Raw genomic sequence first — 25341 nt, forward strand, 5'->3', positions numbered from 1 at the left:
ATTAGCGACCTCCCATCCAGGCGCGCAGCTGCTCAGCAACCAGTTGCGGTTTATCGAGAGCCAGTTCGGCAATTTCCTCGCGCTTGGCTTCAATCTTAAGCAGAATCGGATCCGGTTCGGGCTCGGGCTCCGGCTCAGGTTCGGGCTCCGGTTCGGGTTCCGGAATCGTGGCAGCTTCAATCTCGAGAGCTTCTTCTTCCGGAGCGCTCAAGGTGTACGGATCGGGTAGCTGATCCAGCTCGCCGAGGTCCAGAGCCTCACGTTCACGAGCCTTGGCGCGTTTCTTTGCCACCGCCGCGATAATAATCAGCAGCAGGATAATCAGCCCGGCGATGACCGCCTGCCGAATCAGAGAAGCTGTCTTGGCAGCGGCTTCGGCGGCAGCTTCATCAGCCGCAGCCTTTTCCGCAGCCTTCTTGGCGGTGTCATCGAACGGAGAACGGGAGATATTCACGACGTCTCCAGTCGCCGCATCAATACCGGTAGCTGCCGCCACCATGTCACGTACCTGAGCCATGTCCAACCGCCGGGCGGTCTCTTGATTCAACACGACCGACACGGACTTACGCAGCGCCGCACCAGGGGCACGAGTCGACTGGGTTACTTCTTCATTGACAGCGTTGTTTTGCACATTTTGGGTATTGGTGTAATTCCCGCCGTTATTGCCATTCAGCTCGTAGGGGTTCCCAATGTTATCTGGCCCCAGTACGCCACCGACGACTGCTCCACCGCCGCTGTACTGTTCGGCAGCGTTTGAAGCGGACAGCGGTTTAACCCCGCCCTCCGGGTCGGTATAGACCCGAGTGGTCTTCACCTGATTGTCTTGGGACAGGTCGACTTGCGCCGAAACACGGGCATTACCGGCTCCGACCAGGGGTTCCACCACTGCCAAAGCCTTGTCGACCAAGCTCTTTTCCATTTCTGAAGCCGCGGCCGCGCCCCCTTCGACCTTGTCGGACAGGCTGTTGCCCAACGTATCGACCACGGTCACTCCCGTTTTATCCAGATTAGGCACCGATGCCGCGACCATATTAATGATGGCCTGTACCGTGTCATTAGACACGTCCTTGCGATTCTTCGGGGTGATGGTCACAGAAGCGGTGGTGGCAACGGGTTTCTTCGGGTCGGCGAACACGGTCTCTTGCGGGATGGCTAGCGCCACGGACGATTTATCAATGTCATCCATCGTGTCAATCGTCTTTGCCAACTCACCTTCCAGAGCGCGTTTCTTTGCCATTTGCTGTTGGAAGTCGGAAGCTGCTACGCCTAAGTTATCCAAGACGGCGTAACCGGAGGTGGGCTGGGCGGGCAAGTCGGCAGCCGCCAAGCTCATGCGCGCGCTTTGCACATCTTTCGCCGGTACCTTGACCACGCCATTGTCGGCGACCTGATATTTGATGCCCTGGGAATCAAGCTGTTCAGTCACGGCAGCTTGATCTTTATCGGTCAAACCGGAGTACAGCGTGGTGTAATCCGGGCTTGCCACCCAAGAGTACAGCACCACACCGCCCAAAATGAGCACAGCGACCCCGATAATCGACAGGGTCTTTTGTCCTAAGGAAAATTGTCCGACGGTATTTTTTACTTTATCTACTGCGTTTACAATGACCGGTGGCATTATGCTTGCATCCTCATAATCTCATTGAACATGTCAACTGCCTTGTTCCGAATGGTAGAGGTCAGTTCCATAGTCAGCTGGGATTCTGCGGCTGCAATAGTGTATTGGTGGACATCATTGAGTTGCCCCGTGAGGGCCTGCACACCCAGCTTCTTGGCGGTACTCTCACGTTGCTGCATGTTATACACCGCATCGGCAAAGATATTGCCGAAAGAGGTTTCCGCGACATCGCGGACATCTCCACCCTGCGGAGTCAGACCGGTGCCGGTCGGGGCGACGGACGAGGCATTGGTGCCCAGGCGTGCCGGACCGGCTTGGGTGGCTGCGGAACGTGAGAACCCAAGGGATTGTACTAAGTCATTGGTCAGCTGCTGGGTTCCGGTCAAAGAACTGGTCAGCCTGCTACCAATACCGTCTACAGAGTAAGGCACGGCTTACTTACCTCCCGATTTGCAATGCTGCTTCATAAGTGGACTTTGCGCGATCCACCACCGCAGCGTTCGCCTGGTAAGCCCTTTGCGCCATAATCAACTGGGTCATCTGTGATCCCAAGTCAATATCTGGGTGGCGGACATACCCTTCTTCGTTCGCGTTCGGATCGCGGGGGTCGTACACGATCCGACCATCGGTGCCACCGAGCGCAATGCCCGATACCATCGTGCCGGCTGGACGCCCGTAATCAACAGCCTGAGCCACGACGTAGCGCGCCCGGAAGGCTTCCTCGTTCATGGGCTTGGTGGTGTTGATGTTGGCGATGTTATCCGAAATGCAGTCCAACCATTTACGGTTAACCGTCATCCCGGTACCAGCTATGCCGATTGCTCCAAAAGTGGTCATGACGTCGTCCTCATGGCCGAGCGAATGTTGGTATATTCCCCACTGATTGCTTGGGTAGCCAGCTGAAAGCGCAGTACCGTATCCACACTCGAAATGGTCTCAGTGTCCAGGTTGACATTGTTACCGTCGATGCGAGTGGGTTCCAAAGAGCGTGCAGTGGCGATATGCGTGGTGGCAGGGTGTCCAAACTGAACGGCACGAGCCAGTTCGTTTTCAAACGATACCTTGCCGGCTAAGAATCCCGGCGTCTGAATGTTGGCAATGTTATCGGCGATGACTCGCTGACGCATTGACAACCCATCCAGCGCGGTACGCATTGCTACGTAACCAACAGAATCAAACATGACGACCTCACATGTTATCTCGCTGGATCATTCCTCGATCCTCATTACCCGCATAACTTCCTGCTAGCGGTCCAGTGCTTTGTTGCGCTGACATATTCAAGTATCGGCAGTTCCTAAGCAATTGTCGAGGAGTTTTGTTAATTTGTTTTGGGCTTCACGGGACGTTTTTTCAAAAACCCGCATTTTTACATCAAGTAGGTTTTTGTTAGGACAAATGACCGAACTATACGCGCTGGTAGAGAAGCTTTCTGGAAGGTTACACAGGTGTAATTTACCGGATTATCAGCATCGTATTTTTACCACCCTGTAATTTTTCGATTCGGCGGGTTTTGTTCACCGTTAGTTCCTTTCTCCATAAAGCAGGAAACCGTTTAGTTCAGTTTCCTTTCAGTTTGCAATACCGCGATGCCTCACACCGACCCATCCTCATCGATTGTCAAATTGTCAGCAATTTTAGGTATATTTACGCGATTTTCCGCGCGACCTGCTCAGACACAAATGCTTTAGACATGGTAACTTTCTGAGGCTTAACTGAACATTAGAGGAAACTCACGCAGATTTACAGATTTTGGCTCGCTTGTAGACGGGCGCGAAAAATAAATTCACTTGCGTTCATAGGTTGAACTTATATAGGACCTACGTCCCTTATGTGATTTTTGTCACATTATCTGATTTGTATGCAATTACCCAGCGCTTTTCCCGCTGCTTTGCCTAAATACTCAGGAAACTTTCAGGAAAAGACGCTTTCCTGAAAGTTCCCCGTGAATGCAAAGAGTCCGTCTCGTTTTAACCGTGGAGTCAGCCTACCCCTCGAAATCTACGTACCGCGGAGTGGGGTCAGATTTATTTTCCGGAGGAATCTTGCGCAACTTATCGCGTTCTTCCCCGGCGCGACGCAGCTCCTCCTGATTCTTTTTCATGGCAGAACGGACTTTTTTCCCCAAATCGGACAAGTCTTTCTGGACCCGACGCGCCCGCGGCGCCAAGTCCGGAGGCAACGGTCCGAGCTGCGGAGGCTGCCAACCCGAATCTTCGGGAGGAATCTGACCAGATCTTAACAGCTTCCGATCCTCCACAATCTGCGCTTCGAGCCGATCCAGCTCGCCCTCCCACCCCGGAGAGTTAACGCGACTAGCCGACACCCAAATCACCTCGTGAATTGCGCTTGACCTCACCGTTCTTAGCTATCCCCGTAGACTTTGCTTCCTCCGCCTCCAGCTGTGCTGCTGCCTGTTTCCACGCATCCGCCAGAGGTTCAAATAGCTCCCGAATCTCTTGGGCTTTATCAGCATCGCTCTGCACGTTGGCGTTAACCAGCTCTTTCATGGCATACACGTACAGGGCCATTAGACCTTCCGCGCCGTCCCACACATCCATCCGCAAGGACGACATCAACTCGGCGATAATGTCTTGCGCATGAGTCAGATTTTTATGCGCTTCAACCCGGTTCTGACCGCGCAGGGCTTTTTCAGCCCGCCCGATATCAAGCAGCAGCCGGTCATAGAGCATCGTCAGCAACCTGGCTGGTGAAGCGGTGACAATAGAGTCCTGCTGGAACCTATTAATGGCGGTCTGCATACTATCCTCCACTAGAACAAAAACTTACCCTTAACCATACTTCGGCTGGGTTAACAATGTCAGAAACCCAGCCGAAGAATGTCAGATTATGCAGTTTTACTGGCCTCCCAGCTGAGACAACTGCCCAGCCAGCCAAGTCTGCTGCTGCTGCATCCGCGCCAGCATCGTTTCCAAAGAGGAATACTGTTTGTACAGCTGCGCCTCTTTACGATCCAGACGATCACCGTATTCACTGATGCGATCACGATAGTACGAAACGGTCTTTTGCCGCGACTCGATGGACCTGGTCAACGACCCTTCGGTGAAATCCGAAACCTTGGATGCGACGTCCCCGACTTTCTTGGCGAACTCCACCATGACCTGCTGGACTTTCTCGGGATTGCTTTCCATGGCCTTTTTAAACTTCTCCGCGTCGAACTTCAAGTTCACTTGCGAGCCGTGTACCTGACCGTCGGCGCCTTTCTCGACACCACCCGAGAAGCCAACCCCAAACGTGGACAGAGAATAAGTTTGTGACTTGCCCTCAGCATCCGTGACGGTAATCCCGCTGGAGACGAGCCCCATAATCTTGTTCTTGAGTTCGCGTCCCTCCGAATTACCCAAAGGACCGGCAGCGGTATAGGTGAAACGCTTATTAGTGGTCGGATCAATGCCTTCTTTGGTGACGCTTTGCATCCCCCGGTTCAAAGTATTCAGGGCATCCGTCAAAGCACCCATCATCTTTTCCATCTTGCCCGCAGCCACATCGAAGTCCCGCGTAGCATTAACCTTGACGCCTTTTAACAGGGCATCGGTATAGAGCGGAGTACCGTCGGGGTTGGTCTTTTGCACCACATTGGACAAGTCAATTTTGACGTGGTCCATAATCTGAATCTCGTTCGAGCCGTAAGTGCGTTCTTGACCGAGCAGACGAATCTTGGCATCCGAAGATTGATGGATGATGTTCAAAGCCTGTTCCTGAACGCCGGTATTCCTCACGGCGGCAGCCAAAGCGGCGGCATCCTCGTAAACATAATGAGCCGAGTTAGTGGCAGCGTCCGTCTTGGACGTCTTGGCATTCAGTCCCAGACCCTGCGTAATGTCACCGGCGAAAATCTTAAAGTCGCCCTTGTCGGCACCGGTCTCTTTCCCGGTAATCTGAAGCACGTATTTGCCCGTCCCGTCGGGATTATCACCGACACGCACTGACGTGGCGCTGATTCCCGAATCGGAAGCCGCATTAATCGCCCGCGCAAACGCCGGAGCGGTGGCTGAAGACGGAGAAATCGTGGTGATTTTGTCTCCAATCATGATGGAAATCTTGGGCGGCTCACCTTTCGCCTTAGCGGCGTCATAGAGATTCTTGACACCGTCCAAATCCAAAGTCGCCTGCTTCGACTTCGCGACCTGCAAGACATCGAATTCGACCGAGCCAACCTGGGCTCCAGGAGTAGTGGTCACTCCTACCATCGGATCGGATGATGTCGCCTTAGCAGCTTCCCAAATCTCGGCAGTATCAAAACGGACGCTTTCTTTGCTAGCACGCCCGTAGACGTCCCAAGCAGCCCGCTTGATATTAGAAAACTTAGTATTCATAGTCTGCAGGGATTGAACTTGAGACTTGTACTCATTTTGTTTTGACTCAAGTTTCCGCAGCGGAACCTGTTCCAGCATCATCAATTGCTTGACGATGCCCTGAGTATTGAACCCACCCAGTCCGGGGATTGAAATTCCCATGATGTGCTCCTTCCATGGAATAAGGGTGTCATCCCATCCTGAGATAACGCCGAGGCTCAGGACGCCGACCGGCATCCCACTGACACTACCTCACGCTTAATCATCGGTGATTAGGAGCGAAATTTAAGGAGAAATTATTTTTTTCTGCGGTTCTGACGCGCCGCAGCCCGCATATTTTGTTGCCGAATGGATAATCCTCCCAGGTAGGAGGTGGTCGGTGGGGTTGGGGGTTTTTCTTCCTCTGCCGGTGGTTCGACAGCAGTTTTGACGCCAGGAGAGCGGGCTTTGTCTTTACTTTTAGGTTTCTGCGATTCTGCGGCGGCGCGTTTAGCCTCTTGCTCCGCTTCGATGCGGGCTTTTGCTTGCGCCGTGCCACGGGCGTGACCAGCCAGGAAGCTCTCGGTGGAAGTGCCCTGCAGGTCCGCGGTAACGGGCTTTCCCTCCCCGTCCTCACGGCGAGACGAACCCGCCGATTGCCCGGACGAAACTTGTGACAGAGAATCACGCAGAGACGACGAACGGGGGCGGGGAACCCCGGAAGCATCCCGCGGGCGACCCCGTGCTGACGAGGAACTGGGAGGTGGAATCAGCGTGTCCTCTATCTCCAGGTCCGGGTCTGCGTCTCGTCGCAACATCTCATCGGCGTGATCTTCAATCTTTTGGAAGTAGCTCTCGCGACGTTTCTTAACGATGCCGGTGACTTCCTCATTTTCTTCCGCAGCTGTTTCCGGATCGAGGTGGCGGTTCATCCCCTCACGCATCAGGGTGAGAGCTTCCGAACGAAGCTGCGACACGCGAGATTGGGTCACGCCTAACTCATCTGCCACGTCCTGAATGGGACGCTCCTCAAAAAAGACCTGTTCCACCACGTAACGCAGGCGCTGCGGGAGCGCTCGAACCGACGCGTGTAAATACACCAAGCGTTCGTCATCCAGCAGGGTGTCCTCCGGGGAGGGGCTTTCGTCAGGCAACTCCAGGGAGCGCTCGTCTTCACTACCAACAGGCGCATCCATAGAGACAACACGACGAGCCGCGTCTTGCTGGGCGGACTCGACCGACTCCACATCCACCCCCAGAGCCGAAGCGAGTTCCTCTTTCGTGGGGGCACGTCCCGCCGCAGCAGTGAGGGTAGAGGTCATTTCTTCCAGTTGCTTGGTGCGCTGGCGCGCCCCGCGCGTCGCCCAGTCCATAGAACGCAGTTCATCCAGCATGGCTCCGCGGATACGGTAGATTGCGTAGCGATGAAAGGGTACCCCGGTCGCGGAATCGTAAGAATTAGCGGCTTGCACCAGAGCCAAAGAACCCGCCGAAGCGAGGTCCTCACGCTGCACAAAAGACGGCACACGGCGTAATAACTCCGCGACTTGGTAACCAACCAAGGGGAGGTTATTTTCAATTAGTTCATTGCGGTTCACTTCACCGAGTGAATCCTCCACCGTGTCTCTCCTCAGAAAAAATCGCAGGTGCAGTCCAAATTAGTTTACCTTTTTAAACCATTTAATTAGCGATAGATTAATGAGTAATCGGCAGGTTTGAGCGATTGGCAATTTTGCCGGTAAGTTTAGCTAAAGAGCTGTCCAACACTGACGATGGGCGGGACCGAGGAGGAGAGTGCCATGTCATTAGACGCATTATCACGTCAACTGTGGAAACAACGTGAAACTCTGGAGGTCATGCTGTTCAAGCTGGAGGAAGAACGTTTAATCACTGCCACCGCCTCGTCCCGATGGTTGCCTCGCGCCACCCGTGAGCTGGAAGCCGTCATTGCGCAAGCCCAGACGATAGAACTGGAACGTTCCATGGAATCCGAAGCCGTGGCAGTCGACTTGGGACTGCCCCCCGACGCCTCCCTGAAAGAAATCGCCGCGGCAGCCGAAGAACCGTGGCAGACCCTGCTGAACCAACACCGCGAAGCCCTCATCTCCCTGACTTCTGAAATTGCCGATATGTCCCAGGCAAATCAGGAAGTCTTGTCCTCCCTGCAGCGCGCCACCCAAGAAACCCTGATGAGTATGCAGGACACCGAAGAAGTCTACGGTGAAGACGGCGGAATCCACGTTTCGGGAACTGGCGAATCCACCATCCTCGACACCTCAATGTAAGAACAAGCGCGCGGGGGTTTTGGAAAAATTCTCATATCCGAGCCTTTCACGCCGATGGGCTTAAACGCGGACGCGAGAAGCGTCACCAAGATTTAGTAAGCACTCGGCTCGAGAAAGGACATTCCGATGGGTTCAACGTTTTCTTCGCTGAACGCCGGATTGACCGGTCTTTACGCAGCCCAACGTCTCATTGAGGTTTCCGGGCAAAACATCAACAATATGAACACTCCCGGATACACGCGCCAGCGCGTCGAGCAACGCGCTCTGGGTATCGGTTCGGAACCGTCAGTCTTTGCTGGTTCCGTACCGCAAGGCGGTGGCGTAGAGATTACTCGTATCCGCCGACTGGACGATTTTTTCTTGGACGCAAAACTGCGTTTAGAAACCGGTCGCGCTGCCGGCACCAAAGAAACCAGCGAGGCATGGAAAGGCATCGAGTCCGCAATGGACGAACTGGGACGCATGTCGGTATCCGATTCCATGCGCACCTTCTTTAAGTCCTGGGGAGACGTCAATAACAACTCCGATAACCGCGGAGCGCGCGCCAGCACTCTGGGTGCCGCGGAAGCCCTGGTCACCAATATTAAAACCGGCTACACGCACATTAACGACTTGTGGAAAAACGGGCGCGAACAGCTCGACGCATTAGTGGCAGACTTGAACACCACGATGGATTCTGTCCAAAAGCTAAACGATCGCATCCGCAAGACTACGGTATCTGGCGGTAACGCTAGCGGTGCGGTCAACCACTTGAAAGACGAGCGCGATCAGCTGATTATGCACATTTCGAAGCTGACCGGCGCGACCGTGCGGCAGGGTTACTCGGTGTACACAAAAGAAAACGCTCCTCACCCCAGTATGATTGGTCAAGCCTACGAGGACGGCACCGTGGAAGTCATGCTCGGCGGGAACTCCCTGGTCGGCAAGGACTACGTGAACCACTTTGAGGTGGAAGGCGCCCGCGATATGGCGGGTATTGACGCGGCTCCGCGGGACAAGTACAAGGCTGCGGTTGACGCCCTGAAAGCCGGTGGTAAGGATATCACTGCAACGTTTGAATACCACGGTCAAAAAATTCAGAAGTATCAAGCGCACGTGCAGCGTTACGAAGTCGGCGACGAGATTTTGAAGCCCGACGGCAGTAAGAAGAAGTTAGACTCCGGCGATTCCGAAGTCGGTACCAAGTACGTGGCGTTTTACGACATGGAAGATGTCCAGAAGGGCACGAAGAAGCTGAAAGAAGCCAAAGTAGAAAAGACCGAGCAGGGCTTTACCGAATTCACTTTCATGAAGGACGAGGGTCCAGCACGGTTACGCTGGGAACTGGGGGGTCACGTGGTCGCCATCGAAGATGGCACCATCGGCGGGTTAATGCAAAACCTGAAACCGGCTCAGTTCCCCGGAGTCTCGGGCACGATTGGCAGCGGCGGAGCTTGGGCAGAAACCGGCAAGCTCTACAATGACTTGGCGACCAACCTGGCTGATGAAATTAACGGAATTCATGCCAACAACGTGGGTCAAAAGCTCCCCGACGGTTCCACAGGAAACAACAACACCAAGACCCTGGTAACCAAGGAAACCAAGTTCTACAAAGTAGACTTGACCAAACCCGTAAATGACCGAGACCGCATGCAAGAGCTAACTGGAGAGACTCTAAAGCGTATCGACTTTAAAACTGAGGAAGCCTACGATACGGCGGTTAAACAGAAAGTCGCCAAATTGGAAAAAGACCATCAAGGCTCCGGCATTGTGTACGAAAACGTGAAAGAAGACGGCGGAGACTTCTTTAAGTTCGCCGCTACCGATAATAAACTGCCCGCCGCCATGCGTCTGTCCGTCGCCGTCAAAGACCCCCAGATGATTGCCGCCGGTCAGTACGTCAACGGGGTCTATGACGGCTCAGTTTCCCTGGCTTTGGGCAACCGTCAAGACGCGCCGACCTCGGCAATGAACGAATGGTCCAAGTCAGTGGTGGACATCGGGGTGCACGCCAAGGGTGCCGATGACAAGCACACTCTGGCAGAGCAAACGCGCCAGATTGCTGAACAGCAGCAAAAGTCGCAGAGCTCCGTTGATATGAATGAAGAAGTAATTAACCTGATACAGGGTCAGCACGCCTACGCGGGCGCAGCACGCATCATGAGTACCGTAAACTCGATGCTTGAGGCCCTCATCAACATAGGTAGGTGACAGACATGATTACCCGCATGACAACCTCTATGATGGCTGGCACTACGCTGTCCACGATTCAACGCAACTTTAACCGGCTGGCTGATGCCAACAAGAAACTGTCCTCCGGTAAACGCATGTCTTTTGCCTCCGACGATCCGGCGTCTTCCGTCTCTTCCATGCGCCTGCGCAAGGAGCTGGCAGCGACCGAACAGTACAAGCGCAACATCAGTGACGCGAACTCCTGGCTGGCGACTTCGGATGCTGCTATGCAATCCGTCGCGGAACGGTACACGGAAGCCCGCACTTTGCTGATTAACTCCATTGACGGAGCTTTGGGAAGTCAATCCCAAGGTGCGCTAGCAGCTCAGTTGCGCAAGGTAGCCGAATCCATCATGTCGCAAGCTAACGCGACCTACCTGGGTCGCACCGTTTTTGCCGGGAACTCTGACAAAGGTCTGGTGTTCAAAACTGGCTCTGACGGGCACGACACAATTTTCCTCGCCGCCGAAAAAGACGAAATCACCGCCAAGACTGTCGATCGCCGCATCGACGCGGACACGACCGTGCAAGCCAACCTAGACGGTAACAAGCTCTTTGGCACCGGCACTATTAAGTGGGACGATAACGACAAAACCAAGCTGGATACGGATAACAACCCGTCAGTCATGAACCTCTTGGTTGAGGCTGCCAAAATCTTGGAATCTCCGACCGGTCCGTCGGGTGACAATCGCTCAAAGATTGAGTCTATCCAAAAGGAACTGACCGAACGGTTCGCAAAACTACAGGAGGCTCAATCCGCAGTCGGCGCCCGGCACAAGCAGGTTTTGGAGGCCCAAGAAAATGTGATTTTTGACCTGGAACAGGTCAAAGGTCAGATTTCATCCGTAGAAGACATTGACATTCTCAGCGCCACGATTGACATGTCCTTGGCTTCCATGGCTTATCAATCATCCCTGGGTTCAACTCAGCGTGTCGTGCAACCAACTTTGTTAGACTACTTACGATGAGCACCAACGACGAAGTTACCGAAAACACTGAAAACGCCGGCGATGGCGAGGATTTTCCGACCCTCAAAATCCGCATGGTACGTCCCATGCCAGGTCTGGAGACGCACCTGGATTTCAGTCTCTCTGCGGTTGATGAAACTGGAGTCTTGTGGACTTTGAAGTCCATAATTGACCCTAATGTGCGCCTGTTCGCGGTTCCCCCGGTGGCGTTCTTTGACGGTTACACTCCCCTGATTCCCTCCTCCGCGCGGGAACGCATCGAGATGAAAGAGGGCGAGGAACCCTTTATTCTGGTCATCGTCCACCCGGCATCCGGTTCGTATCCCCACACGGCAAACCTGCTGGCACCCCTGGTGATTAATCCAGAAAACATGAGTGCGATACAGGTTGTCCTCGAGGATCAAGACTGGCCCCTCCAGGCTCCCATCGGGGATCCCAAGGAAGCCTAAGATTTCCGTACCACGATAAACCGATAGCGCCCCGACGCAAGCCGTGGCGCTATCACGATTTTTAGAACTGGGCGATGTCGGTACGGAAGTGTGAGCCCTCCAGGGTTATGCTATCCATTGCCTGATAGGCACGCTGTCGGGCTTCACTCAAATCGCTCCCCCGCGCGACTACTGACAGCACTCGACCCCCGTTAGCAATCAGCTGACCAGAATCACTGACTTTCGTGCCCGCGTGAATGATGTGCACTCCCGGCACCTGGCTCGCGGTCTCTAGACCGGTGATGACACCGCCTTTCACGGGTGCCTGCGGATACCCGGAGGCAGCTAGCACCACATTCACCACAGCTTCGTCATTAACCTGGAGCTGTTCAGCCGCCGCCAAGTTACCGTATGCCGCCGCTGCCAACAGTGCCAGCAAATCGGTATCCAGACGTTCCAGCACTGACTGAGTTTCCGGATCCCCAAAGCGAACATTGAACTCAACCACTCGCGGACCGCGCGAGGTCAAAGCCAACCCGACATAGAGCAACCCAATAAACTCACAGCCCTGGTCTGCCATCACGCGACACACCGGGAGGGCAATCTCTTGGGCAACCCGTTGCGCCAAATCCTGCGGAGCCCACGGCAGCGGTGAATAAGCCCCCATGCCACCCGTATTGGGACCCTCATTATGGTCATAAGCGCGTTTGTAGTCTTGAGCAATGGGCAAAGCAACTGCGTCGCGACCATCACAAATACAGAACACCGAAGCCTCGGGTCCCTCCAGAAATTCTTCGATAACAACCGCCGGCTCGTGAGGGTTCGCCACCGCTTCAATACAGGCGGCAGCATGTGTCAGCGCGACATAAAAGTCAGACGTCACCACCACGCCTTTACCGGCAGCCAAACCATCTTGCTTGACTACATAAGGAGAGCCGAAACGTTGCAGGGCACCCCGCGCTTCTTCCAGCGTCCGACAGGCTACCGAAGCAGCCGTAGCGACCCGAGCCTGCTGCATGATTGTTTTCGCAAAGGCTTTCGAGCCCTCCAGTCGTGCTGCCAAACGTCCGGGACCAAATACTTTGAAGCCCTCCTGGCGCAGGACATCAGCGACGCCTTTAACCAGCGGGGCTTCCGGACCAATGACCACCAGGTCGGGACGTAGCGACTGCGCCAGTTCCAGCACCTGTGCGGGGTCATCAGCCACACAGGGCACGTTTTCACCGACAGTGGCAGTGCCGGGATTACCGGGCGCAATCCACAGTTTCTCCAACAGCTCTGATTTCGCAATAGCCCTGGCCAGGGCATGTTCACGCCCGCCACTTCCCAAAAGTAAAACCTTCACAATTTCAGTTTAATAGCTTTTTAGATTTGTCCCTAATAAGGAGCCAATTTTTGCCTTCGGGTCGGCTGCTAGGATGTGGGTATGTCGTTTACAGAAGCGCTCGGAATGGGCGAATTTCGCCCCCAAACCAACGTTGATTTTGGTCGCGTGGCAGAGATTCGCCCTGCCCAGGGTCTGTTTGTGGCGTTTGAGGGCTGCGACGGAGTGGGCAAGACCACCCAAATTACGCGAGCTGCGTCGTGGGTGCGGGAACAGGGTTGGGACGTCGTCGAGACACGTGAGCCCGGTGGCACCGACCTGGGGGTGGCGTTGCGTCAACTGCTGCTGGACGCGGGAGACGTGTCCCCTCGTGCCGAAGCGCTGCTGTTTGCTGCCGACCGGGCGCAGCACGTGCACAAGCTCATCATCCCCGCTATCAATGATGGCAAAGTCGTGATTACCGATCGCTATCTGGCTTCATCGATTGCCTATCAGGGGCACGGACGGGAGCTCGGCGCCAGGGAAATTCGCGATTTATCCCTGTGGGCGACGGGAGGATTGGTGCCAAACCTGACGGTACTGCTGGACCTAGACCCCGAGGTGGCAGCGGAGCGCCAAGCTGCCGATGCATCCCTGGGCGGTCCGGATCGGATGGAACGCGCCGGAATCGAATTCCAAAAGCGCGTCCGCGAAGATTTCTTGCGCATGAGCGAGGGTCAGGACACTTGGCTGGTCGTCGATGCCAGCCTGCCCGTTGCAGAAATCGCTACCCAGGTGCGGCTGCGCTTAGCGCAGCTGCTACCGGTCATAAAGTCCTGGTGAGCCGGAAAGTTGCGGTAAGTATGAGTATCAATCCCAGCGGTGGAGTGTGGGCAGAGGTAGCCGGTCAGACCCGAGCTATCTCACAGCTATCCCAAGCGGCTGCAGCCGCCAGGGACCTCATTGCTGCCCAAAACCACCCTGCTGACCCCGACATCTCACCAGATGGCGCAACCCCAGCCGGAGGGACGGACATGGATTCTGGCACCCACCGCGCCGCCATGACCCATTCCTGGCTGGTAGTCGGCCCGCCCGGCTCCGGACGTTCCACCGCTGCCAAAGCCTTCGCCGCCGCTTTAGAATGCGAGGACCCAGACAATCCCGGTTGTGGAATCTGCCCAGCGTGTCGCGATGTACGCCAAGGCACCCACGCTGATGTCAGCGTCTTAACCACAGAAATGGTCGAAATCAAATTTGATGACGTAAAAGCCCTGGTCCAACAAGCTTACCGGCGACCCGTCCGCGGAGAGTGGAACATCATTATCATCGAGGACTACGACCGCATGAGCGAATACAGCTCCAACCTGCTGCTGAAATCCATCGAGGAACCACCCGAACGTACCGTGTGGGTGTTGTGCGCTCCCAGCGCCGCCGATGTGCTCTCGACCATTCGCTCCCGCACCCGCCTGGTGCAGCTCAGTCTGCCCAGCCCCGCCGCGGTGGCAGAGCTGCTGGTGCGGCAAGACGCCTCCATCAGCCCCGAATTAGCTGCCGAAGTTGCTGCCGCCGCCGAGTCTCATGTGGGACGTGCCAGGGCACTGGCTTATGACCCGCAACTGCGCGAAGAACGGCTGGGGATGCTGCGGATGATTTCGCAAATGCACACCACCGTCGAAGCGATGTGGACAGCCGCCGCCCTGGTGAAACTGGTAGACAAGCAAGCCGAGACCCTGCGCGGTGCGAACGACCGGGAAGAACGCGCGAAAGTTCTAGAGGCTTTCGGTTTGGCTGCAGATACCCCCGACTCGCGGCTGCCCCGAGATGTAAAGTCAGCCCTGCGGGGAGCCAAGCTCAGCGAGACTGATGCGCATCGGCGTGCCCGGCGCGCCAGCTTCGACACTTGGGACCGGGTTTTGGGCGACATTTCAGGATTTTATCGCGACGTTATGCTGGCACAAGTGGGGTCCGCCCAGCCACGTATCAATCTGTCGCGACCTGCCGGTGAGCTAATCGATGCTTACGTAGCGAGGGTCGGCATCGGACCGCAGTCCCTGGCACAGACCACATCCCGGTTAGAGGCAATACGTAAAGCACGCCGCCGCCTGATGGGAAACGGAAACATCGCCCTGGACCTTGAAGCGCTTTGTGTGGAACTGGTGGACCGGAATAGGGCAAAATGAGCTAAGGCAAAACGGAAGGGAAATGATGAACAAGCTAACCAAAGGTTTGGGGATTGTGGCTGCCGTGGGACTGGCGCTAGCAGGATTGGCAGGCTGCGCCCCTGAAAAACCCCTCGCGCAACCCTCCAAACTGCCCAAGCCCACCCAAACTATAGACCAGCCGAAACTTTCCGAGTATTACTCCCAAGACCTGCAGTGGAAGAACTGCGGCGGCGACTTCCAGTGCGCCATGTTGGAAGTGCCCCTCGACTATGCAAACCCCCAGGGCGAACACGCCAAAATCGCGATGAAACGCCTGAATACCGCCAACAAAGAAACACGTATCGGGACTCTCATCATGAACCCCGGCGGCCCCGGAGGCTCGGGACTGGAAAATATGAAACCCGAAAATGTGGCGTATTTCTTTAGCGACACGGTGCGCAAGTATTACGACGTGCTGGGATTTGACCCCCGCGGCGTCGGGTCTTCACAGCCCGCCATTAAATGTCGCACTGACCAGGAACTTGATGAGGACAGCTCGACGTACTATGACCTCTCTACCGAAGCCGGACGCGCTGCCGACGCCGCCGAAATTAAAGCCTTGGGGCAAAAGTGCCTACAAAACTCCCCGCAAATGACCCGATTTGCCAGCACGGAATATACCGCCCGTGATTTGGATATTATGCGCGCCGCTGTTGGCGACGACAGGCTCTACTACCTGGGATTTTCCTACGGTACTTACCTGGGCGCCATTTATGCAGACCTCTTTCCATCTCGAGTGGGACGCATGGTGCTGGACGGGGTGCTCGACCCATCTTTGAACATGAACCAGGTTTCTGACCTGCAAGCCAGCGGATTTGAAGCCTCCCTGCGCGAATTCGTGACCGAGTGCCAGAAACAGCACGCCAAGCAATGCCCACTGCACGGTGACGTAGACGCGGGAATGGCACAAATTAAAGCCCTGCTGGACTCTCTGAAAACCAACCCCATGCCCGCCAAGAGAGGCCGCGAACTGACCGTCACGCAAGCCTTTACCGGACTGATTGGCAATATGTACAACACTGCATCATGGTGGCAGCAACTCCTGCCCGCCCTGTCCCAAGCCCTAAACGAGTCAGACGGCACCGCCCTTCTGAACAGTGCCGATTTTTACAACGAACGTAATGCAGACGGAACCTACAAAAACAATTCCTCGGATGCTTTCGTGGTTATCAACTCCCTGGACTACGAGCCAATCGGCAATATGGCGCAATGGAAAGCCGATGCGGCAAAAATTCAGGTAGCCTCTCCTACCATCGGAGAATTCTTCACATACGGTTCGCTGGGCGCGGAAAGCTGGCCAGTCAAAGCAAAAACCACCGCCAAACGCGAAGTCAATCCCCAGCTAGAGGAAGACATCCTACTGATTGGAACCACCGGAGATCCTGCCACCCCACTAAAGATGGCACAACACACCCGACAGATGATGGACCACTCCAAACTGTTGACCGTGCAAGGCTGGAACCATACGGCATATAACTCGTACGCACCGGGATGCGTGAAAACCATCACCGACACTTACTTGGTTTCCGGCAAAATCGAGGCTGCGAACAGCGACACCTGCCAGCTGGATTAGGTGCGTCCACGGCGCGAGGGGACAGGCAGCGGGGTCTGTCACCGGGCTGCCTCCTGCCTATCACAGTTTGGAACAGCCCGTTTTTCAGGCTAAAATGAAACTCGCGCATTTTGCGCACCGCCGCCTTAGCTCAGTCGGCAGAGCGATTCACTCGTAATGAATAGGTCGTGGGTTCGATTCCCACAGGCGGCTCCACTTGGACGTCGAAAATGATAAGTAGGCGTTTGCGTTAGCGCGTACGCCCCAAGGGGGTCAAGAAAATCGCTTGCGTTAGCGAGTGTGTAGCGCGTTTGCCCTGACCTGCGGAAATGCTTCCTGAGCACTATCGCTTCCCCTGTTGCCATGATTTCTGGGCATGAGAAAAGCCCGTCCGCGCTCATGCACGAACGGGCCAGAATCTTCATCTCAAATCTAAAGCTGAACCCTCACTACCTCACCAACTCGGAATACGAACCGGATCGTATCTTCGCCTACGATGGCGTGGTCGATGAGTGCGCTCCATTGTGCGGGGTGAAACTCGCTCACCGGTTCCCCTGTCAGATCATTCAGGGTTGTGGTGATGGCGGCGTGCTTGGCGGTGTTCGCTGCGATATCTGCCTCTAGGCTCGCTTTGCGTGCGAGCGTCTTACGGTAGGCAGTATCGAGCTCTGTGTAGTGGGCTTGGTAGGCGTCTTGGTCGAGCGCGCGTTGCTGGTTTTCCGCAATCAGTGCTTCGATCTGCTCGGTCAGCTCCACGATTTTCGCCTGGCAGGCGGCGGCTTGTTCTTCCAAACGGCTCGTATCGAACATGTCGCCAAGCACCTGCGGTAGGTGGCTTTCGTACCGGTGGCGGGCGATCAGTTGGTTGAGCGCTTGCACGAAAGAATCCTTGATCTGCTCGTCTTTCACTGTCGCGCTGCTGCAAGGGTGCTGCCCTGCGTATTTGTGGTTGCATTGCCAGACTGTGTACTTGTATTTCGTGTTCGATGCCCACGTTTTACGCCCATACCACGCACCACACTGAAAGCATTTGAGCCGGGTGGAGAACAACCCGACTTTCGCTGATGATATGTTGCCATGTCTGGTGGAGAGTTCGTATTGCACCTGATCCCAGATATGCGGAGCAATAATCGGCTCGTGATTGCCTGTTACGTAGTATTGGGGTACTTCGCCTTCGTTGACCTTCATCTTTTTAGTAAGGAAATCGGTGGTGAACGTCTTTTGGAGAAGAGCGTCGCCTTTGTATTTTTCGTTGGATAGAATGGAGCGCACTGTCGATGTTGACCATACTTCTTTCCCGCGCGGGGTGAGAATCTTGCGGGCAGCGAGTTCGGTTTTAATCTCACTGATCGCCATCCCGTCAAGGAACAGCTGGTAGATCAGCCTGACGGTCGGTGCCTGGGTTTCGTCGATGACGAGACTGCCGTCCGCTCCTTTCTTATATCCGAGTAGTGATGCGTAGGGAACCATAATCTTCCCATCGGCAAAACGTTTCCTGTGTCCCCAGGTGACGTTTTCGGAGATCGAGCGGGATTCTTCTTGCGCCAGACTCGACATGATCGTGATGAGTAATTCGCCTTTGGTGTCAAAGGTGTAAATATTTTCCTTCTGAAAATAGACCTCGACGCCTGCGTCTTTGAGCTTGCGCACGGTGGTCAAGGAGTCGACGGTGTTGCGTGCGAACCGGGAGACGCTTTTGGTGAGGATGAGATCGATTTTGCCTGCCAGGGCGTCATCGATCATGGTTTGGAATCCCTCACGGTGCTTCATAGAGGTGCCAGAGATACCTTCGTCGCAGTACATGCCCGCGAACTGCCAATCATTACGGGAATGAATGTAGGTGGTGTAGTAGTCGATCTGAGCCTCATACGAGGAGGTTTGTTCTTCCATCTCGGTAGAGACGCGAGCGTAGGCAGCGACCCGTCTGCGTGCCGGTGCGCCAGATGAGGCTGTGGCAGATCGAAGCTTCTTTGTTGCGGGTATCGCTGTGACGGTGCGGCTCATGCCAGCCTCCCCTCACTGGTTAACCCCACTGGTGCAATGGTTCCATCCGCGAGGTGGAAGGTGAGCTGATGCTCGAAGGCCTCAATCATCACGACCTGCTCAGCAACCGCAGCGGGGTCGAAACTTTGGGTGCCGAGCATGTCTGCGCAGGCTTGTTCGAGGAGTGTTTCGCGCAGGTTGTGCCCCCTACAGGGGTTGCCATTCCCGGTGCAGGCACTCCAGCACCGCCAAAACTTATACGAGGTTCCAGACTTGTAGGTGCGGGTTTTGCGTTGATAGTTCTTCCCGCACGCCGCGCAGCAGATCCGCCCGGTGAATACGCCCGTGTTCTTCGACGGGGTCGCAGCCGGGCCCACCTCACGCCTGTACGCGATTTCTGCTTGCACCGCGTCAAACATCGCCTCGTCAATGATTGGCGGGAGGGCTTGCTCGACCCAGTAGCGTGGCAGCTCCCCGTTGTTGAGGGAGCATGTGGGTGCTTGGATTGTGGGGCGGTACATTTTCTGTAGCATTTGGCAGCCCTTGTAGCGCTCGTTTTCGAGCATGCGACGAAACACTGACCCGTAGAACCGTCCCCCTCCCCGAGAGCGTTTACCTTCAGCATTGAGCATCGTCGCGGTTTTCTCCGGGCTAATCCCATCGAGATAATTGGCAAACAGTAAGCGCACAATCTTGGCTTCTTCGTCAATGATGGTGAACTCGCCGTCTGTCCAGTGGTAGCCATAGACAACGAAGGAGTTCGTGCCCCCGTTCTTGTATCGGTTGCGGATCGCCCATTTCACGTTGTGGGATAGCGAGCGGGATTCTTCCTGGGCGAACGACGCCAACAAAGTCAGCAACAGTTCCCCGTCAGCGCTAAGGGTGTCGATGCGTTCGCGTTCGAACCGTACGGCCACGCCAAGGTCTTTGAGCTCACGGACCGTAGCCAGTAGATCGACAGTGTTGCGGGCCAGGCGTGAGATTGATTTACACAACACAATATCGACACCCCCGCGCCTGGCTGCGTCCATCAGGTCTGCCAGGCCTTGTCGGGATTTTGTTGACGTGCCGGTGATACCCTCGTCGGTAAACACCCCGACATAGGCCCATCCGGGTGTGGACTGGATCAGGCGCGAGTAATACGACACTTGCGCCGATAGGGATGCTAACTGCTCTGTGCCGTTCGTTGAGACCCTCGCGTATGCCGCCACGTTGACCAGTTTTGGGGTCGGCGGCCGAACTGGTGTCACCACACTGATGTGTGCCACGTTTTCTCCTTTCGCGTTAGGTCTATACACGCTCTAAAGGCGGTGTTTATCCAGTCGTTTTGCCCACAATCTGTGGTTGATAGATCGGGCTCCACGCCTGGAACAACAACCGGTGAGCACGCTGATGCTCTGCGGGTGTGAGCACGCCCCGACCTGCCAGCATGCTCAAGATGTGAGCGTCCGTGATGAAGGCGAGTTCTCGGGCGAACACGTCAGGTTGGGCCAGTTGATCAACAGGAGCGGCGAGCGTGTTCATGGTCGTCCGCCCCTGGTGCCGAAGCGAGCACGTACATAGCAGGCGTGACAGCAAAACTTTTGACCTGGCTTGTCCACGATCGCGAAGCAGCGTCCGCAGTGCGTACAGGTCTGCTCGCGCATAGGCTCAGTTTTCTGTCGATGCCGCCAAGCTTTATGCCTGCAGGCGGGCGAGCAAAACCGAGCCCGAGCTGCTCCCTGTATAGGGTTGGCACACCACTGGCACACGTGCTCGACCATCACCGGAGCAGCGTCAAGGTTTCGGGTTGTGCAGTACGAGCGGATCTGGTCACGAGTCAGGGCGCAAAACTCGGCAATCGCTTTATACCCCCAGCCCGCCGTGCGCAGGTTACGGATACGTTGTTCATCAAGATCATTCACAGTGGGGTCACTCCCTTCACCCCACTGCCGACGAACCCCCGTTTGTTAAATCCATCCATGAAACGACGAAAAGCCCCGCCACCACCGGCTCCCCGAGGATTGGGAAGTCACAGTGGTGACGGGGCTCGTATGAGCAGATAGATAACTGCCCGAAAAAAGGACATAAAAAAATCCCTCCAAATTTAAAAACAAATTCAGAGGGTAATTTAGGGTATAACAAAATAACCCACCCGAATATCGTTTTTTTTATTTGGTGAGTTTGTTCTTTCAAATACGAAACAAAAAGAGCCGATGATTCGTGAATTGTTCCACAATTTCATCGGCTCTGCGTCTTAAGCGTCTGGCTCTTTGATGACAGTTATCTTCAAGTTGTCAACTTTAATCAATCTTTCTTGTCTGCATTTTGGACAATAAAGGGGATAATTCTCCAAAACAGTGTCCTTCCTAATTTTATTACGGGTTTTGCTCCCACAAACAGGACACAATATCCATTCGCATTTCATCATAATTAGTCTCTAATCCTTTCAAATCTCATTTTATATGACTTTTGCAAGCTGTTAAGCTAACTTGTGGAACATATGCCGAACCTTATCTATACGGCTATTCGGGCGGCGGGGTTGGCAAATAAATTTACCAATAGCTGGATGGTATCCTTTTAACTCTGTCAAGCAGACTCCCTGCCCATTTGTGAAATAAGTTAAATCGTTCCTGTATTCTTGAATACATCTAGCAGGGATTTCTCCTTTCAGAATGACCTCGTCATTCTTTATCTGAGTACTTACAATATCTGCACAATACCTTGGAGCATCATGATACGCCCGTGAGAGATATTCCTGCGGTGCATAAATTTCAAAGTGGAGATATGGCTCTAATAGTTCTGTCCCTGCTTTTTTTAAAGCCTGCTCCAATACGATAGGGGAAAGCAGCCGAAAGTCTGCGGGGGTACTTACAGGACTATAATACAATCCATATTCAAAACAGATTTTACAGTCTGTCACTTTCCATCCATACAGCCCCTGCTCGCAGCCATAAAGAACCCCCTCCATAACCGCATTTTGGAACGATTGATTTAAATATCCAAGTGAAACTCTGCTTTCATACTGCACTCCGCTTCCAATAGGGAGCGGCTCTATGGACAACCCGACAGAAGCCCAGAAAGGATTTGGCGGGACTTCTATGTGGATGGTATATTCTGCTTTTCTAAGCGGTCTTTCCATATATATAACAGTAGGCTCTTTTATTTCTGCCTCCACATGATATTTTTCCTCAAGGATGGCACAAATGACTTCCATCTGCACATTCCCCAAAAAAGAAAGTATAATCTCATGCGTTGTAGTATCCACATAATATTTTAAAAGAGGGTCGCCATCTGAAATTTCTGTAAGTGCCCCAAGCAATATTTCCCGCTGTTCAGATTTCTTTACTGCAATCGTTGTTTGGAGCATAGGGAGAGGATTTTCAATAAATTTTCTCTGCGGCAACAGTATTTCGTTCCCCAAAATACTGTTTAGCTGCAAAACATCATTTGGTAAAATTACAATATCACCAGAGCAGGCTGTATCGGATGAATATAATTCACCGTTTGTCGGAACACACATCTCTGTGATTTTTATTTTCTCTTTTTCAGATATTCTAATAACATCCCTCAAATGCAATGTTCCGCTATATATACGCACATAAACAAAACGCCGCCTTTTCTCTGAATATTCAATCTTAAAAACCTGCCCGCATAGTTCAGATTGACCTTCAGGCGTTGATGAATAAAATTTACTGGCAATTACTTCTATAAGCTGCCGAATCCCCAGATTGTTTTTAGCGCTTCCGTGATAAACGGGAAATAACGTTCCGTTTTGGAATCTCCTGTTTTCTTCCTGTTCCAGTTCTGACATTTTAAACGGTTTCCCTGACATATATTTCTCTAATAGTTCATCGTTTCCCATAATTACCGCATCCCACTGTTCCATATCGTCATTGTCCGTTACATTTATATGGGGATGCTGCCCAACCTTTTGCTTCACTATAATTTCCGAAGAAAGCTTTGCTTTCATTTCCCGATATACCATTGGCAAATCAATCCCCTCTTGGTCAATTTTATTGATGAAAAAAATTGTCGGAATCTTCATTATCTGTAGTGCATGAAACAGTATACGGGTCTGTGCCTGTATGCCATCCTTTGCAGAAACTAATAATACTGCTCCGTCTAATACGGATAAAGAACGGTATACTTCCGCCAAAAAATCCATATGGCCTGGCGTATCTATAATGTTGACTTTTACATCCTCCCACTGAAAAGATGTCACTGCTGTCTGGATAGTGATTCCCCTTTGACGCTCCAAATTCATTGTATCTGTCCTTGTTGTGCCTTCATCTACGCTCCCTAGTTCTGCAATTGCACCACTGGTATACAATAAACTTTCCGTTAATGTTGTCTTTCCTGCGTCAACGTGAGCCAGAATGCCTAAGTTAATTATTTTCATGTGATTTTCCTCCTATCAACACCCAAAAAAGGGCATAAAAATACCCAGTGATAAATACTCCTATCACTGGGTAAATAACTCCAATAGCCCCAAAACACTTATATGTTTTCGGGCATATAAAATTACATGATAAAAGTATTCTTAAACTGGGTACAAAAAACTAAGCCCCATATTAAAAGTGAAACGGGACTGCTACTTTTTGTTCCCACTATCAAATTGACAGTTTATTTAAGAATACCTTGCCGCATATTTATTAACTCCTTGTATAATACTGAATCTAATTATATTCCTTAACCCTTTATTTGTCAAGCTGACAAACTAAAGCAGAAAAAGCGGCAGGATTTCCCCCTGCCACTAATCATCTGTTTATGCAAAAATAATTTCCTTTTCCACAATCTCCCTCGCACAAGCCCTTATGTTATTGAGGCATCCTGTCCATTCTAAGGCGTTTTCTGCCTTTAGCTGTTCCGTTATGCCCTGTGCCTGTTTCATACCCTCTATGAGCCTTTCAAAGCGTTCCTGTGCCTGTCTGTTGATGTCGGCAAGGTAGGCGTTTAGCCTGCCGCTTGTAAGAAGATTGGTGTATGTAACTTTACGGTACTGTTTTAGATAATCTAAATGCCGTTGCCCCCAGATGCCTATTGCCTGTTCTTCTTCGGCGGGTACAGTTAAGCACGGTATCAAATAATCCCCTTGCCTTTCGTATTTGCCGCCCAGTTCCTCAAATAATGATTTTGCCATTGTCTGTTACCTCCACATTCTTTTTTATTTTGAATGTCCGCAAAATCCGTCCTACATCAGTCGCTCCGACGTGGCGCGGATGTTTAGTAGCCGAGCTTGGCATTCACGCGCGCCTGAACAGCGGCGTAGAGGTTGCCCAAGCGGCGCTTACGCTCCTCACCATTGCCATAGTCGCCACGGATCACGGCGTCGGCAAGCGCGTCGATGTTGGGCCCTGCTGGCTTCGTCGGCGTGTTGCCAGAGAGCTTCTCGTTCACTCGCTGCTGGACAGCCGCGTAGTTGGCTCCGAGGCGGAGCTTACGCTCCTCCCCGTTCCCGTAATCACCGCGAATGACAGCGTCAGCCAATGCGTCGATGTTCGGTGCTGCAGGAGCGGGTGCTGGTGCGCTACCGCTCATCTGGTCATACCAAGACTGTGCGCGGGACATGTAGGCGGCATGCTGGGAACCAGCAAGAGAAGCCGGGCAAGCCGTGGCAGAGAAGTCTTTGTGCCCGAACACGTTCTTGCCCCACTGGGGTCGGCCAAGGCCGTAGAACTTGCAGATCGCGGCGACGAGGTGTGCTCCGTTATCGAGGCACGCCTCCGACACAGCCCACGGGCTGGAGCTCACGTCGGCGTGTTCGATGCCGATACTGGTGGTGTTGGCTGCAAAGTTGCCTGCATGCCAGGCGGTATCGCGATCCCATACGAGCTGGCCAATTGTGCCGTCGGTTTGGACTTGGTAGTGGGCCGATGCAGGACGGGTTTGCCACACGTCGTAACAGCCCCTAATGGTGAGGTTTCCGGCGTTGTGGTGAATGATGACCTTATCGATCCGCCTGCCGTTGCGGCCGGGTGTGTAGTGTGTGTTCATGATGAGGTCGATGTCGGCCTCAAGCGTGTTCCAATTCTTCATGACTGGTTCTCCTTTGTGTTTTCAGTGGTCGTTTCGGTCAGTGAGGGCCTGGTTTCGGCGCGGTTGGCGATCGCATCGAGCGCCCCACGCATCTGGGATGGGACAGGCAGTCCCAAGCGGGTGGCGTTCTCCACCAGCGAGATGCCTTCGTTGGACAGGTAGAAGAAAATGACCGCCGCGCGTAGCACGCCGGGTGCTCCGAGAATATGGACGTCGATGAGGTGGGCCAGGCCGACGAGAGTGAAGATGAGGATCTTTCGGCTGATACCCCTAAAACCGACGGATGAGCTGAGGCGGCGCTCGTTGATGGCGGCCAGCACCCCGGTGATGTAGTCGGCGATAGCGAAGACGATCAGCGCATAGACGAGGCCGTCGAGGCCTCCAAGATAAGCGGCGAGCCAGGCACCAATACCAGCGATCCCGGTTTGGATGGCGTGCCAGATGGCGTGAAGAGACATGGGAATGATTCCTTTCGTGGGCAT

At 53.8% G+C, this 25341-nt stretch carries 25 protein-coding genes and 1 tRNA gene; 8 read left to right on the forward strand and 18 right to left on the reverse strand.

What is annotated here, in order from left to right:
• Position 1: 1 nt before the first annotated feature.
• From fliF to HMPREF0574_RS04830, 8 genes are all read right to left on the reverse strand, one after another.
• Positions 2-1618 carry a flagellar basal-body MS-ring/collar protein FliF gene (gene fliF / locus HMPREF0574_RS04795; protein WP_004007577.1) on the reverse strand — a complete coding sequence of 539 codons (1617 nt, stop codon included), beginning with the start codon at positions 1616-1618 and terminating at the stop codon, positions 2-4.
• On the reverse strand, positions 1618-2049 hold the full coding sequence (gene fliE, locus HMPREF0574_RS04800) for a flagellar hook-basal body complex protein FliE (protein ID WP_004007578.1): 432 nt from the start codon (positions 2047-2049) through the stop codon (positions 1618-1620). The genes fliF and fliE overlap by 1 nt, the downstream gene beginning before the upstream one ends.
• Before the next feature lie 7 nt (positions 2050-2056).
• A complete protein-coding gene (gene flgC, locus HMPREF0574_RS04805; protein ID WP_004007579.1) occupies positions 2057-2455 on the reverse strand; it encodes a flagellar basal body rod protein FlgC in 399 nt (132 codons plus the stop codon).
• Positions 2452-2799, reverse strand: coding sequence for a flagellar basal body rod protein FlgB (gene flgB / locus HMPREF0574_RS04810; protein ID WP_004007580.1), 348 nt, complete (start codon positions 2797-2799; stop codon positions 2452-2454). Before flgB ends, flgC begins: the two co-directional genes overlap by 4 nt.
• An 803-nt stretch (positions 2800-3602) precedes the next feature.
• On the reverse strand, positions 3603-3941 hold the full coding sequence (locus HMPREF0574_RS04815; protein WP_004007581.1) for a hypothetical protein: 339 nt from the start codon (positions 3939-3941) through the stop codon (positions 3603-3605).
• Positions 3931-4377: a flagellar export chaperone FliS gene (gene fliS / locus HMPREF0574_RS04820; RefSeq protein WP_004007582.1), complete on the reverse strand. Its 447-nt coding sequence runs from the start codon at positions 4375-4377 to the stop codon at positions 3931-3933. Before fliS ends, HMPREF0574_RS04815 begins: the two co-directional genes overlap by 11 nt.
• Before the next feature lie 96 nt (positions 4378-4473).
• Positions 4474-6093 carry a flagellar filament capping protein FliD gene (fliD, locus tag HMPREF0574_RS04825; protein WP_236585808.1) on the reverse strand — a complete coding sequence of 540 codons (1620 nt, stop codon included), beginning with the start codon at positions 6091-6093 and terminating at the stop codon, positions 4474-4476.
• A 134-nt stretch (positions 6094-6227) separates the two neighbouring features.
• Positions 6228-7529, reverse strand: a complete 1302-nt coding sequence (locus HMPREF0574_RS04830) for a sigma-70 family RNA polymerase sigma factor (RefSeq protein ID WP_004007584.1) — start codon at positions 7527-7529, stop codon at positions 6228-6230.
• Positions 7530-7709: 180 nt separating this feature from the next.
• Here HMPREF0574_RS04830 and HMPREF0574_RS04835 point away from each other — a divergent pair, with 180 nt between their 5' ends.
• The 4 genes from HMPREF0574_RS04835 (at position 7710) to fliW (ending at position 11823) form a co-directional block, all read left to right on the forward strand.
• Entirely contained in the window at positions 7710-8195 is a 486-nt protein-coding gene (locus tag HMPREF0574_RS04835; protein ID WP_036324906.1) for a flagellar protein FlgN, read from the forward strand.
• 126 nt (positions 8196-8321) lie between these two features.
• Positions 8322-10385: a flagellar hook-associated protein FlgK gene (locus HMPREF0574_RS04840; protein WP_004007586.1), complete on the forward strand. Its 2064-nt coding sequence runs from the start codon at positions 8322-8324 to the stop codon at positions 10383-10385.
• Positions 10386-10390: 5 nt separating this feature from the next.
• Positions 10391-11374, forward strand: a complete 984-nt coding sequence (locus HMPREF0574_RS04845) for a flagellin N-terminal helical domain-containing protein (RefSeq protein ID WP_004007587.1) — start codon at positions 10391-10393, stop codon at positions 11372-11374.
• On the forward strand, positions 11371-11823 hold the full coding sequence (fliW, locus tag HMPREF0574_RS04850) for a flagellar assembly protein FliW (RefSeq protein WP_004007588.1): 453 nt from the start codon (positions 11371-11373) through the stop codon (positions 11821-11823). The genes HMPREF0574_RS04845 and fliW overlap by 4 nt, the downstream gene beginning before the upstream one ends.
• Positions 11824-11884: 61 nt before the next feature.
• Here the strand turns inward: fliW and purD are convergent, their stop codons facing one another.
• The gene (purD, locus tag HMPREF0574_RS04855) at positions 11885-13147 is read right to left on the reverse strand and encodes a phosphoribosylamine--glycine ligase (protein WP_004007589.1); all 1263 of its coding nucleotides are present in this window, start codon (positions 13145-13147) and stop codon (positions 11885-11887) included.
• Between the two features lie 81 nt (positions 13148-13228).
• Here purD and tmk point away from each other — a divergent pair, with 81 nt between their 5' ends.
• From tmk to HMPREF0574_RS04875, 4 genes are all read left to right on the forward strand, one after another.
• Entirely contained in the window at positions 13229-13948 is a 720-nt protein-coding gene (gene tmk / locus HMPREF0574_RS04860; RefSeq protein ID WP_004007590.1) for a dTMP kinase, read from the forward strand.
• Positions 13949-13968: 20 nt separating this feature from the next.
• The gene (locus HMPREF0574_RS04865) at positions 13969-15285 is read left to right on the forward strand and encodes a DNA polymerase III subunit delta' (RefSeq protein ID WP_004007591.1); all 1317 of its coding nucleotides are present in this window, start codon (positions 13969-13971) and stop codon (positions 15283-15285) included.
• 22 nt (positions 15286-15307) lie between these two features.
• The gene (locus tag HMPREF0574_RS04870; RefSeq protein WP_004007592.1) at positions 15308-16879 is read left to right on the forward strand and encodes an alpha/beta hydrolase; all 1572 of its coding nucleotides are present in this window, start codon (positions 15308-15310) and stop codon (positions 16877-16879) included.
• Positions 16880-16998: 119 nt separating this feature from the next.
• Positions 16999-17074, forward strand: a tRNA-Thr gene (locus tag HMPREF0574_RS04875).
• A gap of 216 nt (positions 17075-17290) precedes the next feature.
• Here HMPREF0574_RS04875 and HMPREF0574_RS04880 read toward each other — a convergent pair.
• The 9 genes from HMPREF0574_RS04880 to HMPREF0574_RS04910 all read right to left on the reverse strand — a co-directional run bounded on the left by HMPREF0574_RS04880 (position 17291) and on the right by HMPREF0574_RS04910 (position 25317).
• Entirely contained in the window at positions 17291-18862 is a 1572-nt protein-coding gene (locus tag HMPREF0574_RS04880; protein WP_004007593.1) for a recombinase family protein, read from the reverse strand.
• On the reverse strand, positions 18859-20109 hold the full coding sequence (locus tag HMPREF0574_RS04885) for a recombinase family protein (RefSeq protein ID WP_004007594.1): 1251 nt from the start codon (positions 20107-20109) through the stop codon (positions 18859-18861). The genes HMPREF0574_RS04880 and HMPREF0574_RS04885 overlap by 4 nt, the downstream gene beginning before the upstream one ends.
• Positions 20110-20155: 46 nt before the next feature.
• On the reverse strand, positions 20156-20365 hold the full coding sequence (locus tag HMPREF0574_RS04890) for a hypothetical protein (RefSeq protein ID WP_004007595.1): 210 nt from the start codon (positions 20363-20365) through the stop codon (positions 20156-20158).
• Positions 20362-20745 (reverse strand): hypothetical protein, encoded by a 384-nt coding sequence (locus tag HMPREF0574_RS09605; protein WP_139041186.1) that lies wholly within the window; start codon positions 20743-20745, stop codon positions 20362-20364. Before HMPREF0574_RS09605 ends, HMPREF0574_RS04890 begins: the two co-directional genes overlap by 4 nt.
• Before the next feature lie 332 nt (positions 20746-21077).
• A complete protein-coding gene (locus tag HMPREF0574_RS09445; RefSeq protein WP_002779755.1) occupies positions 21078-21251 on the reverse strand; it encodes a cysteine-rich KTR domain-containing protein in 174 nt (57 codons plus the stop codon).
• Positions 21252-21302: 51 nt separating this feature from the next.
• Positions 21303-23222: a tetracycline resistance ribosomal protection protein Tet(O) gene (gene tet(O) / locus HMPREF0574_RS04895; RefSeq protein ID WP_004007597.1), complete on the reverse strand. Its 1920-nt coding sequence runs from the start codon at positions 23220-23222 to the stop codon at positions 21303-21305.
• A gap of 366 nt (positions 23223-23588) precedes the next feature.
• Complete coding sequence (locus tag HMPREF0574_RS04900; protein WP_001129922.1) at positions 23589-23963, reverse strand: TnpV protein; 375 nt, start codon at positions 23961-23963, stop codon at positions 23589-23591.
• Positions 23964-24046: 83 nt separating this feature from the next.
• Positions 24047-24859, reverse strand: coding sequence for an N-acetylmuramoyl-L-alanine amidase (locus tag HMPREF0574_RS04905; RefSeq protein WP_004007598.1), 813 nt, complete (start codon positions 24857-24859; stop codon positions 24047-24049).
• Positions 24856-25317, reverse strand: coding sequence for a phage holin family protein (locus tag HMPREF0574_RS04910; RefSeq protein ID WP_036324911.1), 462 nt, complete (start codon positions 25315-25317; stop codon positions 24856-24858). The genes HMPREF0574_RS04905 and HMPREF0574_RS04910 overlap by 4 nt, the downstream gene beginning before the upstream one ends.
• Positions 25318-25341: the final 24 nt, after the last annotated feature.

The organism is Mobiluncus curtisii subsp. curtisii ATCC 35241 (assembly GCF_000146285.1).
Classification (GTDB): Bacteria; Actinomycetota; Actinomycetes; order Actinomycetales; family Actinomycetaceae; genus Mobiluncus; species Mobiluncus curtisii.

What these genes read in the sequence shown, in the direction of transcription:
- HMPREF0574_RS04905 (WP_004007598.1), bottom strand. Translation starts at nt 24,859, where the DNA reads ATGAAGAATTGGAACACGCTTGAGGCCGACATCGACCTCATCATGAAC.
- HMPREF0574_RS04880 (WP_004007593.1), bottom strand. Translation starts at nt 18,862, where the DNA reads ATGAGCCGCACCGTCACAGCGATACCCGCAACAAAGAAGCTTCGATCT.
- fliW (WP_004007588.1), top strand. Translation starts at nt 11,371, where the DNA reads ATGAGCACCAACGACGAAGTTACCGAAAACACTGAAAACGCCGGCGAT.
- HMPREF0574_RS04865 (WP_004007591.1), top strand. Translation starts at nt 13,969, where the DNA reads ATGAGTATCAATCCCAGCGGTGGAGTGTGGGCAGAGGTAGCCGGTCAG.
- tmk (WP_004007590.1), top strand. Translation starts at nt 13,229, where the DNA reads ATGTCGTTTACAGAAGCGCTCGGAATGGGCGAATTTCGCCCCCAAACC.
- HMPREF0574_RS04890 (WP_004007595.1), bottom strand. Translation starts at nt 20,365, where the DNA reads ATGAACACGCTCGCCGCTCCTGTTGATCAACTGGCCCAACCTGACGTG.
- flgC (WP_004007579.1), bottom strand. Translation starts at nt 2,455, where the DNA reads ATGACCACTTTTGGAGCAATCGGCATAGCTGGTACCGGGATGACGGTT.
- HMPREF0574_RS04910 (WP_036324911.1), bottom strand. Translation starts at nt 25,317, where the DNA reads ATGTCTCTTCACGCCATCTGGCACGCCATCCAAACCGGGATCGCTGGT.
- HMPREF0574_RS09445 (WP_002779755.1), bottom strand. Translation starts at nt 21,251, where the DNA reads ATGATGAAATGCGAATGGATATTGTGTCCTGTTTGTGGGAGCAAAACC.
- HMPREF0574_RS04840 (WP_004007586.1), top strand. Translation starts at nt 8,322, where the DNA reads ATGGGTTCAACGTTTTCTTCGCTGAACGCCGGATTGACCGGTCTTTAC.
- fliD (WP_236585808.1), bottom strand. Translation starts at nt 6,093, where the DNA reads ATGGGAATTTCAATCCCCGGACTGGGTGGGTTCAATACTCAGGGCATC.
- HMPREF0574_RS04835 (WP_036324906.1), top strand. Translation starts at nt 7,710, where the DNA reads ATGTCATTAGACGCATTATCACGTCAACTGTGGAAACAACGTGAAACT.
- flgB (WP_004007580.1), bottom strand. Translation starts at nt 2,799, where the DNA reads ATGTTTGATTCTGTTGGTTACGTAGCAATGCGTACCGCGCTGGATGGG.
- fliS (WP_004007582.1), bottom strand. Translation starts at nt 4,377, where the DNA reads ATGCAGACCGCCATTAATAGGTTCCAGCAGGACTCTATTGTCACCGCT.
- HMPREF0574_RS04845 (WP_004007587.1), top strand. Translation starts at nt 10,391, where the DNA reads ATGATTACCCGCATGACAACCTCTATGATGGCTGGCACTACGCTGTCC.
- HMPREF0574_RS04900 (WP_001129922.1), bottom strand. Translation starts at nt 23,963, where the DNA reads ATGGCAAAATCATTATTTGAGGAACTGGGCGGCAAATACGAAAGGCAA.
- HMPREF0574_RS04870 (WP_004007592.1), top strand. Translation starts at nt 15,308, where the DNA reads ATGATGAACAAGCTAACCAAAGGTTTGGGGATTGTGGCTGCCGTGGGA.
- fliF (WP_004007577.1), bottom strand. Translation starts at nt 1,618, where the DNA reads ATGCCACCGGTCATTGTAAACGCAGTAGATAAAGTAAAAAATACCGTC.